A 13,045-nucleotide genomic window follows, 5' to 3' on the forward strand; every position below is an offset into this window, starting at 1 on the left:
GCCGTCGGCTATTCGTCCCGCAGTTCGGCGGGAAACCCGCTCCGCACCGCCGCCTCCGCCGCTAGCGCCAGCGCTTTGCGATCGGTGAAGTCGTCGACTTTGAGCGGCGGGTGATAGATCACCGTGACCGAGCCCTGGCGCCATGCTGCCAGCACCTGCAAGAGGTGCGGCCCGAACTCCATGTCGCCCCACCAGCCATAGAACCGCTGGTCCGCAGCGACGGGCGCGCGATAGACCAGTGTCACCGGTTGAATATACATCTCATGCACCAGATGTGGCGTAAAGAACGCCTGAAAAAGCGTTGGTTTAAATGATAAAACCCGGCGTCCGTCGGTTGAGGTTCCCTCCGGGAAGAAGAGCAGCTTGTGGCCCGCCAGCAACCGATCTTCGAAAATCTGTTGCTGCGCCTTGGCTTCACGCGGGTTGCGGTTGATGAAAACCGTCCCCGTCGCCCGGGCTAGCCATCCGATACCGGGCCAGTCGGCAACTTCCGATTTTGAAACGAAATAGACCCTTTTGCGGGCATTCAGCGCGAAAATGTCGAGCCAACCAACATGGTTCGATACAACCGCTCCAGGTTGTTGCATCCTCTGCCCTTCGACATGATAGCGGATGCCCAGTATGAAGAAAGCGGTGGCGCAGACGAATTGCACGATCCACGGCGTCCAGGGGCGATGCAGTCCATGAAGCGGCCGTTCGACAAGTCGCACCAGCAGCAAGAGACCCAGGCAACCAAAGGTCACCGTACCGAGGATCAGCCCGCGCAAACTCACCAAAACCCAGCCCAGCGGCCGGATCGGCACGTGCGGCGGCTCGATATCCGGGGTCCAGAGGGTCATGCCCGGTCCTTCCGGACATAGATACCGCGCCGTTTTGCGTTCATCCGTGCGGTGTCCATGATCAGGCAGATATCGGTGGTGTTGAACGCGTGGTCGATGAACGCCCCCTCGCCCACCACGCCGCCCAGCCGAAGATAGGCCTTGATCAGTGCCGGCACCTTCAACATCGCCGCCCGACGGTCCAGCGCCGCTTCCGGCACCAGGTCCATGCGTTGGAAGTCCTTAGAGCGCACCCGCAACGCCTCGGGCGCCAGGTGCCTGTGGTGCAGCAGGGTCAAAGGTTGCGCCAGCGACATCACGTCGGTGCCGTGGAAGCTCGCCACACCGAACAGCAACTCGATGCCATGGTCCTCGACATAGCCGGCGAGGCCATTCCACAAATGATACATCGCCGCGCCGCCGCGGTAGTCGGGCAGAAGGCAAGATCGCCCCAACTCCAGCAGTCGTCGACCCGAGGCTCTGAGCGGGGTCAGGTCGTATTCGCTTTCGGAATAAAAGCGACCAGCGGCAGCTGCGTTTTCCTCGCGCATCAGGCGATAAACGCCGACCACGTGTTCCAGCGCTGTGGTACCGCGGTTGTGGTCGATCAGAATCATGTGATCGCTGACCGCGTCGAAGGCGTCTCGCTCGAGCCTCTCGGCGTGATCGACCATCTCACCGCCGCCGCCCAGTTCCTCGACGAAGACGTGATAGCGCAACCGCTGCGCCGCCCGCAGGTCCTGCTCGCTCTCTGCCAGCCTCACTTCGAATTGTGGCTCTGCCATGTGCCCGATGTTCTGGATTGCGGTGGGCGCGGTTTTAGGCCGCCGCGGCGCAAGGGGCAAGACAGGTTAATTTTCGTTAACCTTTTGAAAACTTTCAGGCGTCATCAAAGACGGGTAACAGGGCGATCCGTGCCCCGTCGATGACAACCTTGCCGGCTTCGGGGAAATTCACAGTGATTTTGCCACCCACGTTCGACTGCACTTGCCCTTTGCCCCAATCGGGACGGTCGGGGTGGCGCACGAACATCCCAGGTGCAAGTATCGCGTTGAGTTCGTTCATTATCCCTCCACGGAGTGACGCATGATCCAGTATACCCTGAACGTCGCCTCGCTGGTAGGCTCGCGCATCTGTCACGACCTGATCAGCCCGGTCGGCGCTATCAATAACGGCCTCGAGCTCATTTCCATGGGCGGCCCGCTGGAAACGCCCGAGTTGCAGCTGATCTCGGACAGCGTTATGAACGCCATGGCGCGAATCAAGTTCTTCCGAATCGCCTTCGGGTCATCGGCAGGCGAACAGTTACTGGGTGCCCCCGAGATCGCCAAGATCGCCCACGACGCCTTCGCCTCGGGCCGCCACCAGGCCGACTGGCACGCCCACGGCGACATTTCCCGTGCCGAGCTACAGGCGGTATTCCTCGCAATGCTGTGTATCGAGATTGCCCTGCCGCGCGGCGGCACCATCGCGGTCACGCGCCAAGCCGGGATGGTTCGGATCACTGGCAGTGGTCCGCGTGTCGCCTGCGATCCGGCGCTCTGGGTTCCGCTCGCCGGGGCTGCCACGCCCGCTGCCGATATCCGCCCGGCGCATGTACAATTCGCCCTGCTGCCGTTGGCGCTGGCCAGCCTCGGCCGCACGCTCACGGTCTCGGAAACGCCGGAACAGATCGACATCGCGTTCTGAGCGCGCCGCGTGCGACGTCAGGCCCGCACCGTACCGTTGCCCTCGACAATGTATTTGAAGCTTGTCAGCTGTGCCGCGCCAACCGGCCCCCGCGCGTGCATCTTACCAGTGGCGATACCAATTTCGGCCCCCATGCCGAATTCACCGCCATCGGCAAACTGGGTCGAGGCATTCCGCATAAGGATAGCACTGTCGAGCCGCTCAAAGAACCGCGCGGCGGTGGCGTCATCCTCCGTGATAATACAGTCGGTATGGTTCGAGCCGTAGCGGCGGATATGGGTAATGGCCTCGTCGACGCCGGCCACCATCTTGGCGGCTATGTCCATGTCAAGGTATTCCCGGCCCCAGTCGTCGTCCGTCGCCGGCATCGTGCCTTCGATCTTCTGAAGCGCCTCGTCCGCATGGACCCGCACACCGGCGTCAATCAACGCCCTGATCACGCCTTGCCCGATTGTATCAACGATGCTTTCATGCACCAGCAGGCACTCGGCGGCACCGCAGATCCCGGTCCGGCGGGTCTTTGCGTTCAGCACCACGTTCAGCGCCTTTACCGGGTCGGCGGCAGCATCGAGATAAACATGCACGATGCCTTCGAGGTGAGCGAAAACCGGCACCCGTGCCTCGCGTTGGACCAGCCCGACCAGCCCTTTGCCTCCGCGCGGCACGATCACATCGATGAATTCGGTCATCGTCAGCATTTCCGAAACCGCAGCCCGGTCGCGCGTCGGCACCAGTTGGATCGTGTCTTCCGGCAGGTCTGCGGCCTTCAACCCGTCGACCAGGCAGGCATGAATTGCCATGCTGGAATGAAAGCTCTCCGATCCGCCGCGCAGGATCACCGCGTTGCCGGCCTTAAGGCAGAGTGCACCGGCGTCCGCGGTGACGTTGGGGCGGCTCTCATAGATCACCCCGATCACCCCCAGCGGGGTTCGCACCCGCTTGATATGCAGACCGCTAGGCCGGTCCCATTCCGCCATCACCTCGCCCACCGGATCGGGAAAATCGGCCACCGTGCGCAAGCCTTCGACCATGCCCTCGATGCGCGCTTCGTCCAGCATCAGCCGGTCCATCATCGCCGAGCTCAGCCCCTTTTCGCGGCTATAGTCGAGGTCTTTCGCGTTGGCCACGATGATCTCGTCGCGCCGCGCCCAGGCGGCATCGGCCGCCGCATGTAACGCCTCGGTCTTGGTCTCGGCACTGGCAAAAGCCAGTTGACCCGCCGCCGCGCGGGCCTTTGCGCCCATGTCCTGCATCAGCGCGTGAATATCGGCTGCATCCTTCATTGTCTCGCCCTTTCCTTTGCGCCCGCCCGTTCTAACCGAACGGCCCCTACAGCGCCATGTCGTCGCGGTGGATCAGCGCCGCCCGGCCCGGGTAGCCGAGAACCGCCTCAATCTCCTCGCTGCGTCGCCCGCGGATCTTCCCGGCCTCGGCCGAGTCATAGCGGCACAGCCCCTGGCCAATCTTGTGGCCAAGCGCGTCGAGGATCTCGACCGGATCACCGCGCCCGAAGGTGCCGGTGATCAGCGATACTCCGGCCGGCAGAAGCGACGTGCCGCGCCGCAGCGCGCGCGCGGCTCCGTCGTCGACCGTCAGCGCTCCCTTAGGTTTCATCGAAGCGATCCAGCGCTTGCGGGCGACATGCGGATCGCCTTGCGCAAGAAACCAAGTGGCCGGCGCGCCATTATCAAGCGCTTTCAGTGGGTTGCGCGGCACACCTTCAGTGATCGCCATGGCGCAACCGGCCGCTGTCGCGGTCTTGCCCGCCATCAGCTTGGTCTTCATACCGCCCTTGCTGAGTCCGGACCCGGCATCGCCGGCCATGGCCTCGATCTCGGGCGTGATCCGCTCGATCACGTCAAACCGGCGCGCCGCCGGGTCCTCGGCTGGGTTGGCCGAATAGAACCCATCCACGTCGCTGAGTAAGATCAACATGTCGGCCTCGACCGTGACCGCCACTTGCGCCGCTAACCGATCGTTGTCGCCGTAGCGGATCTCATCGGTGGCAACCGTATCGTTCTCGTTGACAATCGGAACCACGCCCAGCCGGATCAGTTGTTCCATCGTGGCGCGCGAATTGAGATAGCGCCGCCGATCGGCCGAATCCTCCAGCGTGACCAACACTTGCCCAGTGGTGATTCCATGCGGCTGCAGCGCCTCTTCATAAGCCCGCGCCAGACGGATCTGCCCCACAGCCGCCGCCGCCTGCGCCTGTTCCAGTGCCAGTTCCGTGGCCGGCAGCCGCAACACCCGGCGTCCCAGGGCGATGGAGCCCGACGATACCAGCACTACGTCCTTGCCCATATCTTTGAGCCAGGCCACATCCTCGGCCAGCCCCGTCAGCCAATCGGCCCGCAAGCCGCCGCTCGCCTTGTCGACCAGCAGGGCCGAGCCAATCTTGATGACCAGCCGCTTAGCCTCTCTCAGGGATGCCACGGCTCGGCCTCCTGCCGGACCTCGCGATAGCGTAGCCGGTCTTCCTCGATCTCGGCGCGAAGCGCCCGCAACACCTCGGTTAACCCCTCGCGCGAGACCCCCGACATCATCAACACCGGTCCACCAACCTCGGCGGTGAGCGCCGCCCGGGCTTCGTCCCGCTGATCGGCGTCCAGCGCGTCGATCTTGTTGAGTGCCGTCACTCGCGGCTTGTCGGCCAGGTGTCCGCCATAGGCTTCGAGTTCGCGGATGATGGTGCGGTAATCCTCGGCAATAGTCTCCGATGTGCCGTCGACCAGATGCAGCAGCACCGAGCAGCGCTCGACATGGCCGAGGAAGCGGTCGCCGATCCCCTTGCCCTCATGAGCGCCCGCGATCAGGCCTGGAATATCTGCAATGACGAACTCCACCCCGTCGACACCGACGACGCCCAGGTTTGGGTGCAACGTGGTGAACGGGTAATCGGCGATTTTCGGTCGCGCGTTTGACGTCGCGGCCAGGAAGGTCGACTTTCCGGCATTGGGCAAGCCCAGAAGACCGACATCGGCAATCAGCTTCAGCCGCAGCCACAGCGTCCGCTCCACGCCTGGCTGACCAGCATTGGCCCGGCGCGGCGCCTGGTTGGTCGAGGTCTTGAAATGCAGGTTACCGAAGCCGCCATTACCGCCCTTGGCGAGCAGGACACGCTGGCCTACTTCGGTGAGATCGGCAATCACCGTTTCCTCGTCCTCGTCGAGGATCTCGGTCCCCACCGGCACCCGCAGCACGATGTCGTCACCATCCTTGCCGGTGCGCTGACGACCCATGCCGCCCTGCCCGTTCTTTGCAAAGAAATGCTGTTGATAGCGGAAATCGATCAGTGTGTTGAGCCCGTCCACCGCTTCGGCCCAGACATCGCCGCCGCGGCCGCCATCGCCACCGTCTGGCCCGCCATATTCGATGTATTTTTCGCGGCGGAAACTGATGCAACCGTTGCCGCCAGATCCGGAGCGGATGTGGACCTTTGCGAGATCAAGAAATTTCATATCATCCTCTTACTCAAAGGCCCATTCCGGCTCAACTGAGTTTAAGACTGTAGGTCCAAGTGGGCACGTTCGCCCCGCGGGCCACGGAATAGGTCTCGGCATCGCCGAGGTATTGGAACCCCTGGTTGGTCAGCACCCGGGCCGAAGCGGGGTTATCCTGGAACACGCTGGCAAAAATCGTGTCGCTGCCCAGCGGATTGGCCGTGATGACCACCGCCACAGCCTCTTGCGCGATGCCGCTGTTCCAGAAGGCAGGCGCCACCCAATAACCCACTTCCGTCTGTTTCCGCCCGAGACGCTTGAGCCCCAGCACGCCCATCAGTTCATGTCCACCACTTCGGGTGCTGTCCATCGCCCACACGTCCTCGACGCGGTCATCCGATTGCGACCGGCGAATGAAGTCTTCGGTCATGCCCGGCGGCAACGGGTGTGGGATGACAGCGGTCTGCCGCGCCACCCGTTCGTCGCCAGCGTAAAGCTCGATGAGGCCCATATCCGACATCCTCAGCGGACGCAGGTCGAACCGCTCAGTCTCGATCACTGGCTGGTTTATTACTTTCTCGAAAATCATGCGTATGTTTCCTCCGCAACGCGCGTGGTGCGCGCTGCCCTGACTTACAACTTTTCCGGGGCCCTCTTGCAGTCGCGCCGCTTCACTTTCCGGTGTCGCGGACGGCCTCCCTCCCGAAACGAGGAAGGGGACCGGCCTTGTTTGCCGATCCCCTCCGTAGTCCTGAAACCTTAAGGTCGGCTTACTCTGCGGCCTCGGCTGCTGGGAGCACCGAAATGAAGGTGCGGCCCTTGAGGCCTTTGTGAAACTTCACGTTGCCGTCGACGGTGGCGAAGATGGTGTGATCCTTGCCCATGCCGACGCCTTCGCCCGGCCACATCTTGGTGCCGCGCTGACGCAGGATGATGTTGCCGGGAATGACGTTTTCACCACCATATTTCTTCACGCCAAGACGGCGTCCGGCAGAATCGCGGCCGTTGCGGGAGCTACCGCCTGCTTTCTTGTGTGCCATATCGCTTCTCCTTTGTCCGTCTTACTTGGCCAGTTTCTTGGCCTGTTCAACCCAGCCTTCGCGCTCGATACGGCCCTTGAAGCTGAGTTTTTCGTCCATCGCCGCGATGTCGTCCGCTGACCACGCCGCGATCTGGGCGAAAGTGGTGACACCGGCTTCGTGCAGTTTCTTCTCCAACGCCGGGCCCACGCCCGAAAGCTGTTTCAGATCGTCGGCACCGGCCTCGGGTTTGGCGGCCTTCTTCGGTGCGGCTTTCTTTTCCTCCGGCTTCGGCGCGGCTTTCTTTGCCGGCTTCTTGGCTTCTGTCGCGGCCACGGCCACGGCGGCGACCGAACCTGCGCCCACGGCAGCCTTCACGCCGCTCTTGTCACCGCCGGATGCCAAGATCTCGGTGATCTTGAGCATGGTCAGCTGCTGGCGGTGGCCCTTGGTGCGCTTCGATGAGTGCTTGCGGCGGCGACGCACGAAATGGATGACCTTGTCACCCTTGATCTGGTCCACCACCTCGGCCTGCACGGCCGCGCCTTCAACGAACGGAGCCCCGACGACAACCTTGTCGCCACCGAGCATCAGCACTTCGTTGAACTGAACTTTTTCGCCTGCGTCTGCGGCCAGCTTTTCAACCGTGAGCGTGTCGCCCGATTGAACCTTGTATTGCTTTCCGCCGGTTTTCATCACCGCGAACATATCGCATTTCCTTTTTTTCCGCGTCCTGTGGCTCCGGCTTGCCGGCATTTCCGGGGCGTGCCCCGCCTCGAACGGCGCGCCCGTGCGGGCGTCATTGAATCACAAACCCGGGCAAGAGGTCCTGCCCGGTTGCGCGCTTATCTTCAATCGCGGCGCCCCTGTCAAGGGCGAAACCCGGGCGGCCACGCCTGGGGGGTGACCCGGTCAGCAGGGACCGGCCAGCAGGTTCGGCGCGCAGGCCCCGATCACGTTTTCGTTTCATCGCCGAAACCCGCTTGTGGGAATCGCCCGGCTGGCCTTTGGATTTGCCTGCGCTGTCCGTCCGGCGCGCGAAGCCCGGCTTCGCTCCCGACATGGCTGCCTCGGACGGCTCCAGCCCCGAAAAAGGAATATGCGCATGATGATGGTGCGCTGTTGTCTTAGTTCCTCTTCGATCGAGGGGCTCGGCGTTTTCGCTACCAAGGCTATCAGTAAAGGCACGTTGGTCTGGCTCTACGATCCGCGGTTCGACGTCAGCTATTTCCGCGATGAGGTCGAAATGGCGCCGGCGCATTTCCGCGAATTCCTCGAACGTTACACCTACGAGCACCCGACCGACTCCGACCGGGTCGTGCTCGATTGCGACGAGGGACGTTTCATGAACCATGCCGAAACCCCGAATGTGGATCTGTCCGACCCGGCCCGCGGCATCGCCACGCGCGGCATTCGGGCGGGCGAAGAGTTGACCTGCGATTACGGCCAGTTCACTCTCGGGGCCGTGGCCTTCCAACCGTCGCGCCATCAGGTCGGCAACCAGTTCCAGCTCGTCGCGGAATAGAGCCTGCGGGCAAACGGGCGGGGATCACAGATCCTCGCCCTGCATCTGCACCGCTGCGGCGAGCCCGAGCGCATAGCTGAGATCGGCATACATCCGGTCGAACCCGGCAAACAGCCCGCGATTGAGCGCCCGCCCGGCGGGCGTTTTTGACAACGCGACATACGCCTCTATGTCGCCATCCGACAATGGCGCGTAGGCCATCAGCAGATAGGCCATCAACCACTCGGTGGTATCGACCCTGATCTCGTCCTCCTGAGCCCAGACCTCGGCCAACATCTCGTCCTCGCTGACCGTCCAACCGCCGCCATCGGCCAATCCGCGATAGAACCGGTAATTTGAGGTCAGCGCCCCGGCAACGTTGAAGTCCACCAAGTCGTTTTCGTCGACATAGGCTTGCAGCAGCTCCAACCGGCGCGCCGTCGCGGCATCGGTCTCGGCCGCGCCCTCAGCCTCGGCCAGAGCAGTGCGCGCGGCCTCTTCCGTCGCCGGGTCGAGAAACGCTTCCCGGGCCAAAATTTCCTGACGCACGATCTGTCGGCCTCGCTCCGAGGCGAAGAAGACGTTCAGCTCCGCCAATTGTTCATCGGCGATCTCGCCTTTCAGTCCTGTCATGACAGCGGTCAGCATCTTGTCGCGATCATAGATACGCGCCACCACAGCCTGCCAGCTGCCGCCGCCATCAGCAAGAAATTCGGCACCGATCTCGTCACCGTAGCGGACACCTTCTATGCGCATCACTTCTAGCAACTCCGGCACCGCGATTGCCTCGGAAAGCCGCCGCCACTCCGTCGCCTGCCCCTCGACGCCCAACTCTGTCTCGGCCCGAACCGCACCGCGCTCGGGCAACACTCCGGACGCAACCGACATGCAAACCGCCGCCAACAGCGTCAGAATGCCGGTCATGCCGTGCCAGTGCGGCGCCCGACGCCGGGCGGCAGCGATCACAGTTCCTCACCCCGCGTCATCCCGGCCATACGAACCGCGAGGGCCTCGAACCGGTTGGCCATGATCTCCCATTGGATCGCGTTCATCAGGTCATAGACCTGCTGCATGCGCTCATCTTCCAGTGCCGCGGCATACGTTTCGATCTCTTCCGTTGAAAAATCACGATAGGTCCAGGCCGAATTCGCCATGGCCGAAGCCTGCATCGACTCCCGCATCTTGTCCTCATCCTGGCTCAGAAGCTCGCGCAACTCGTTTTCATCGAAGGTCCGCCCGATCACGCCGGCCTGCCCCGCGGCCATCAGAAAGCGCAACTGAATCTCCTGCACGGCCCGCACCGCCAGCCCGGCACCGTCGATGGCATCGTTCATCCGCTTGATCTGCGCCAGGCGCTCGGGATCGGTCTCGGTAATCTCGGCCAACAGTCGCTCGCCTTCGGCCCGCTTGGGCTCATCCTCGGCCATGTGGCTCGCGTTTTCCACCTCGACCAGCCGCAGTCCCAGCGGCGTGGCATAGAACGCGGCGGCATGATTCAGCAACGCGTCGTTGAGAGTCTTTTCCAGGATGTCGACGGCCATCCCTCGCATGAGCGTCGAATCGAACACCTCTTCCGCGGCGCTTTTCCACTGATAGCCGAACTCTTTTGCCCGCATCCCCAGCATCATCGGTGCGTCCTCGGCCGCCAGCGCGATCGAATCTAGCGCCACGTCGAACCCGGTCACCTGCAGAAACGCCACGAGCTTATCGCGGTCCGCCGCCCGCGCCGGCAGGGTCAATCCCAACACCAGAGCCAGAAAGGCCATGGCTATTACCCGGCCGGATGCATTGACTGTGGCTCTGAAAGCCCTCTGTTGCATATGCGTCTCCCTGCTCAGATGCGCCTAGGCTGAAATCTAAGCCTTTTGCGCGCCAAAACAATGTAAAACGGTCCTTGCATGGGGGGGCAAAGCCGATTAAACGAAGCGCTCAGACCCCCGCGGAGAGGTGCCGGAGTGGTCGAACGGGGCGGTCTCGAAAACCGTTGTGGGTTCACGCCCACCCAGGGTTCGAATCCCTGTCTCTCCGCCACTAACTCCCCAGCAATATGCTGTTTTATTTCAATTTTTTCGCACCTAGCGAATTCCAATCCCCCACTCTGTCCCCCACATGAACGCGTCCACCCAGAGTTCCAACGCTTATTGCGAGCCAATCTGCCCGAATGCGATTTACCAAGGCGCAGGCCAAGTCACCCGTGCTTGAAGCGCTCAGACCGCCGGTGGAAAGCGATCAAGGGGTCGCAGGTGGGTTGAGTCTCATGACGGCGCAGAACGAGTCTGCCGGAGATCATATCCGCTGTGCCAGCGCCTGTGCAGCGAGGATGAAGAATAGATCAAAGATTAACGGGGGGCTTTGGAAATCAACTCGTCCCTAACCCCACCCCGGGGGTACACCCCCTTTTTGACGGTGTGCCTCGTATAGGTACAGCATGGTATTTTCCACAAACAAACACCATTGAATTTCACGCCGTCCTTTTGGTGTTGACCACCAACGGCTCCAAAGCCGTCCTTATTGCAGGCTGCTGCGAAAGCCCGGAATGAGCCCTTAGTTACTGATTACGGCACGTCGAACGTCCGCATTTCTGGCCCCTCGCAAGCCAATTGGGATAGCTGGAATCATGTTTGCACGCTATCGCCTTGGCATCCCCTTTGGCCGCATATGTCGCTTCTGTGCGGCGATCCGGAACGGGGCGTTCGGGGCACCGTAGCCGTCATAGTCATCGACCCGTTGCACGATCTCGAAGAACAGACCACCTTGAAACGGTTTGCTGTAGAACTGGTAGAAGGACCCTCGTTCGTCTTCATCGTAGAGGATGTTCAGTGCCTTCAATTCGTCGAGCTGGGGAGTGTCCAAAGCAAATCGTGCCCGAAGGTCGTGGTAGTAGTTTTCCGTCATTGGCAGGGGCCGAAAGCCCAGTACCGCCATTTGGCGGGCGGTGCTGAAAATGTCGTCCGTGGAGAAGGCGACGTGTTGGACCGCACCGCCGAAACTGTCGGCCAGGAAGCTGCCCGCCAGGGTGCGGTGGGTCTCGGCCCCGTTCAGGGTAATCCGGGCGGCTCCGTTACGGGCCTTGATCGCCTGGCTGCGGACCAGACCGTCCGGATCGATGACATCGACCATGGGGGTGCGGTGCATGTCGAAGATCGACGTGTAAAACAGCGACCAGCTTAGCATCTCATCGTAGTTCATCGTCTCGGCCACGTGATCCACACGGCTGAGACCGGCATCGCCATGGGACTGGGCACTTGTGCCCCGGAACTCCACCGACCAGACATCGACCAGACCACTTGCCTCATCAATGAAATGCAGGACGCTGCCGCCGACGCTGCGAATAGCCGGGATTTCCAACTCTCCGGGTCCGACGGACTGATTAAAGGGTGAGGCCCCCAGAGCGATAGCCCGTTCGCTTGTGGCGGTGGCATCTTCGACCATGAGCCCGATGTCACAGACCGACGTTCCGTGCATGGTGTAGGCGGAACTGGCGAACCCAGTGGTTTCCTGGTTCAGGATGATCCGGATATCGCCCTGTTGCCATAGCGCGACCTTCTTGGAGACGTGGTCACCTGCATGGGTGAACCCCATCGACGAGAGCATTGCGGCCAGAGCTTTAGCATCATCGCCGCGGGTGGTGAATTCGATGAACTCGATACCATCGACGCGCACCCGTTCCGGCATCTGCGGCAGGTCAATTGAAATGTCGGGCTCGGCCCTACGAACATCGTCCATCACCGAAATCAGAGACCGGTATCCATCCCGGGCCAGACTCTCGGGTCGCCCGCCCCGGAACTGGTCGTTGAATATCTCCAGACTGATTGGACCGTCGTAGCCCGTGGCGACAACAGCCTGCATGAAATCTTGCACCGGCAGGTCGCCCTCTCCGGGCATGTTTCGGAAGTGCCGGGACCAGTAGAGCAGGTCCATGTCGATGAGCGGTGCATCGGCCAGTTGGACAAAGAATATCTTGTCGCCGGGGATGCGACGGATGGTGTTGGGGTCGATCTTGCGGGCCAGCGTATGGAAGCTGTCAAGGATCAGACCGATGTTCGGGTGGTCGGCCCGCCGCACAATCTCCCAGGCATCGCGATGGTCGTTCACGTGCCGTCCCCACGCCAGAGCTTCGTAGCCGACCCGCAGGCCCCGGTCTGCGGCGATGGCCCCCAGTTCGGCTAAATCGTCCGCTGCCCGGTCAATGCCGCCCAATGCGCTAGGGTGGACGGACGAGCAGACCAGCATCAGGTCGGTGCCGAGTTCGCTCATCGTGTCGAACTTGTATTTCGCCCGGTCGAAGGCCCGATCTCTGGCCTCGCCAGTCAGACCTTCGAAGTCCCGGAAAGGCTGGAACAGGGTGATCTCAAGCCCGTGGTCACGGACAATCTGACCGATGTCTTTCGGGGTACCTTCATCCGCGATGAAGTCCTGCTCGAAAATCTCGATGCCGTCGAAACCGACCTTGGCGATGGCTTCGAGTTTTTCCCGGAGGTTTCCGGAGATCGATACTGTCGCAATGGAAGTCTTCATGGGGCGATACCCTCTGTTGACGATGGGCCGTCAGACGGCCCCTCTGCGAAAATC

Annotated in this window: 14 protein-coding genes and 1 tRNA gene; 3 read left to right on the forward strand and 12 right to left on the reverse strand. The window is 62.0% G+C overall.

Going from position 1 to position 13,045, the window contains the following annotated elements; all coding sequences use genetic code 11:
• Positions 1 to 8: 8 nt before the first annotated feature.
• From olsA to NO357_RS02030, 3 genes are all read right to left on the reverse strand, one after another.
• A complete protein-coding gene (gene olsA / locus NO357_RS02020; protein ID WP_306733942.1) occupies positions 9 to 839 on the reverse strand; it encodes a lyso-ornithine lipid O-acyltransferase in 831 nt (276 codons plus the stop codon).
• The gene (olsB, locus tag NO357_RS02025; protein ID WP_306733943.1) at positions 836 to 1,603 is read right to left on the reverse strand and encodes an L-ornithine N(alpha)-acyltransferase; all 768 of its coding nucleotides are present in this window, start codon (positions 1,601 to 1,603) and stop codon (positions 836 to 838) included. Before olsB ends, olsA begins: the two co-directional genes overlap by 4 nt.
• A 94-nt stretch (positions 1,604 to 1,697) precedes the next feature.
• Positions 1,698 to 1,883, reverse strand: a complete 186-nt coding sequence (locus tag NO357_RS02030; RefSeq protein WP_306733944.1) for a DUF3553 domain-containing protein — start codon at positions 1,881 to 1,883, stop codon at positions 1,698 to 1,700.
• A gap of 21 nt (positions 1,884 to 1,904) precedes the next feature.
• Here NO357_RS02030 and NO357_RS02035 point away from each other — a divergent pair, with 21 nt between their 5' ends.
• A complete protein-coding gene (locus NO357_RS02035; RefSeq protein WP_306733945.1) occupies positions 1,905 to 2,507 on the forward strand; it encodes a histidine phosphotransferase family protein in 603 nt (200 codons plus the stop codon).
• 17 nt (positions 2,508 to 2,524) lie between these two features.
• Here the strand turns inward: NO357_RS02035 and NO357_RS02040 are convergent, their stop codons facing one another.
• The 6 genes from NO357_RS02040 to NO357_RS02065 form a co-directional block, all read right to left on the reverse strand.
• On the reverse strand, positions 2,525 to 3,790 hold the full coding sequence (locus tag NO357_RS02040) for a glutamate-5-semialdehyde dehydrogenase (protein WP_306733946.1): 1,266 nt from the start codon (positions 3,788 to 3,790) through the stop codon (positions 2,525 to 2,527).
• Between the two features lie 46 nt (positions 3,791 to 3,836).
• Positions 3,837 to 4,943 carry a glutamate 5-kinase gene (gene proB, locus NO357_RS02045; protein WP_306733947.1) on the reverse strand — a complete coding sequence of 369 codons (1,107 nt, stop codon included), beginning with the start codon at positions 4,941 to 4,943 and terminating at the stop codon, positions 3,837 to 3,839.
• Positions 4,931 to 5,968 carry a GTPase ObgE gene (gene obgE / locus NO357_RS02050; RefSeq protein ID WP_306733948.1) on the reverse strand — a complete coding sequence of 346 codons (1,038 nt, stop codon included), beginning with the start codon at positions 5,966 to 5,968 and terminating at the stop codon, positions 4,931 to 4,933. Before obgE ends, proB begins: the two co-directional genes overlap by 13 nt.
• A 31-nt stretch (positions 5,969 to 5,999) precedes the next feature.
• The gene (locus tag NO357_RS02055; protein ID WP_306733949.1) at positions 6,000 to 6,539 is read right to left on the reverse strand and encodes a GNAT family N-acetyltransferase; all 540 of its coding nucleotides are present in this window, start codon (positions 6,537 to 6,539) and stop codon (positions 6,000 to 6,002) included.
• A gap of 181 nt (positions 6,540 to 6,720) precedes the next feature.
• Positions 6,721 to 6,990 carry a 50S ribosomal protein L27 gene (rpmA, locus tag NO357_RS02060; protein ID WP_306733950.1) on the reverse strand — a complete coding sequence of 90 codons (270 nt, stop codon included), beginning with the start codon at positions 6,988 to 6,990 and terminating at the stop codon, positions 6,721 to 6,723.
• A 21-nt stretch (positions 6,991 to 7,011) separates the two neighbouring features.
• Complete coding sequence (locus tag NO357_RS02065) at positions 7,012 to 7,677, reverse strand: 50S ribosomal protein L21 (RefSeq protein WP_306733951.1); 666 nt, start codon at positions 7,675 to 7,677, stop codon at positions 7,012 to 7,014.
• Between the two features lie 397 nt (positions 7,678 to 8,074).
• Here NO357_RS02065 and NO357_RS02070 point away from each other — a divergent pair, with 397 nt between their 5' ends.
• On the forward strand, positions 8,075 to 8,494 hold the full coding sequence (locus NO357_RS02070) for an SET domain-containing protein (RefSeq protein ID WP_306733952.1): 420 nt from the start codon (positions 8,075 to 8,077) through the stop codon (positions 8,492 to 8,494).
• A 24-nt stretch (positions 8,495 to 8,518) separates the two neighbouring features.
• Here NO357_RS02070 and NO357_RS02075 read toward each other — a convergent pair whose 3' ends face one another.
• Both NO357_RS02075 and NO357_RS02080 read right to left on the reverse strand, forming a co-directional pair.
• Positions 8,519 to 9,439, reverse strand: coding sequence for a hypothetical protein (locus NO357_RS02075; RefSeq protein WP_306733953.1), 921 nt, complete (start codon positions 9,437 to 9,439; stop codon positions 8,519 to 8,521).
• Positions 9,436 to 10,293 carry a DUF2059 domain-containing protein gene (locus tag NO357_RS02080; RefSeq protein ID WP_306733954.1) on the reverse strand — a complete coding sequence of 286 codons (858 nt, stop codon included), beginning with the start codon at positions 10,291 to 10,293 and terminating at the stop codon, positions 9,436 to 9,438. The genes NO357_RS02075 and NO357_RS02080 overlap by 4 nt, the downstream gene beginning before the upstream one ends.
• 121 nt (positions 10,294 to 10,414) lie before the next feature.
• Between NO357_RS02080 and NO357_RS02085 the strand changes: the two genes are divergently transcribed.
• Positions 10,415 to 10,504, forward strand: a tRNA-Ser gene (locus NO357_RS02085).
• A gap of 597 nt (positions 10,505 to 11,101) precedes the next feature.
• Here NO357_RS02085 and NO357_RS02090 read toward each other — a convergent pair.
• Positions 11,102 to 12,991 (reverse strand): bifunctional sugar phosphate isomerase/epimerase/4-hydroxyphenylpyruvate dioxygenase family protein, encoded by a 1,890-nt coding sequence (locus NO357_RS02090; protein WP_306733955.1) that lies wholly within the window; start codon positions 12,989 to 12,991, stop codon positions 11,102 to 11,104.
• Positions 12,992 to 13,045 lie beyond the last annotated feature (54 nt).

The organism is Marimonas arenosa (genome assembly GCF_030848945.1).
Taxonomy (GTDB): domain Bacteria; phylum Pseudomonadota; class Alphaproteobacteria; order Rhodobacterales; family Rhodobacteraceae; genus Marimonas; species Marimonas arenosa.

Coding starts and splice junctions, on each gene's coding strand:
- olsA (WP_306733942.1), bottom strand. CDS start 839: ATGACCCTCTGGACCCCGGATATCGAGCCGCCGCACGTGCCGATCCGG.
- olsB (WP_306733943.1), bottom strand. CDS start 1,603: ATGGCAGAGCCACAATTCGAAGTGAGGCTGGCAGAGAGCGAGCAGGAC.
- NO357_RS02030 (WP_306733944.1), bottom strand. CDS start 1,883: ATGAACGAACTCAACGCGATACTTGCACCTGGGATGTTCGTGCGCCAC.
- NO357_RS02035 (WP_306733945.1), top strand. CDS start 1,905: ATGATCCAGTATACCCTGAACGTCGCCTCGCTGGTAGGCTCGCGCATC.
- NO357_RS02040 (WP_306733946.1), bottom strand. CDS start 3,790: ATGAAGGATGCAGCCGATATTCACGCGCTGATGCAGGACATGGGCGCA.
- obgE (WP_306733948.1), bottom strand. CDS start 5,968: ATGAAATTTCTTGATCTCGCAAAGGTCCACATCCGCTCCGGATCTGGC.
- NO357_RS02055 (WP_306733949.1), bottom strand. CDS start 6,539: ATGATTTTCGAGAAAGTAATAAACCAGCCAGTGATCGAGACTGAGCGG.
- rpmA (WP_306733950.1), bottom strand. CDS start 6,990: ATGGCACACAAGAAAGCAGGCGGTAGCTCCCGCAACGGCCGCGATTCT.
- NO357_RS02065 (WP_306733951.1), bottom strand. CDS start 7,677: ATGTTCGCGGTGATGAAAACCGGCGGAAAGCAATACAAGGTTCAATCG.
- NO357_RS02070 (WP_306733952.1), top strand. CDS start 8,075: ATGATGATGGTGCGCTGTTGTCTTAGTTCCTCTTCGATCGAGGGGCTC.
- NO357_RS02080 (WP_306733954.1), bottom strand. CDS start 10,293: ATGCAACAGAGGGCTTTCAGAGCCACAGTCAATGCATCCGGCCGGGTA.
- NO357_RS02090 (WP_306733955.1), bottom strand. CDS start 12,991: ATGAAGACTTCCATTGCGACAGTATCGATCTCCGGAAACCTCCGGGAA.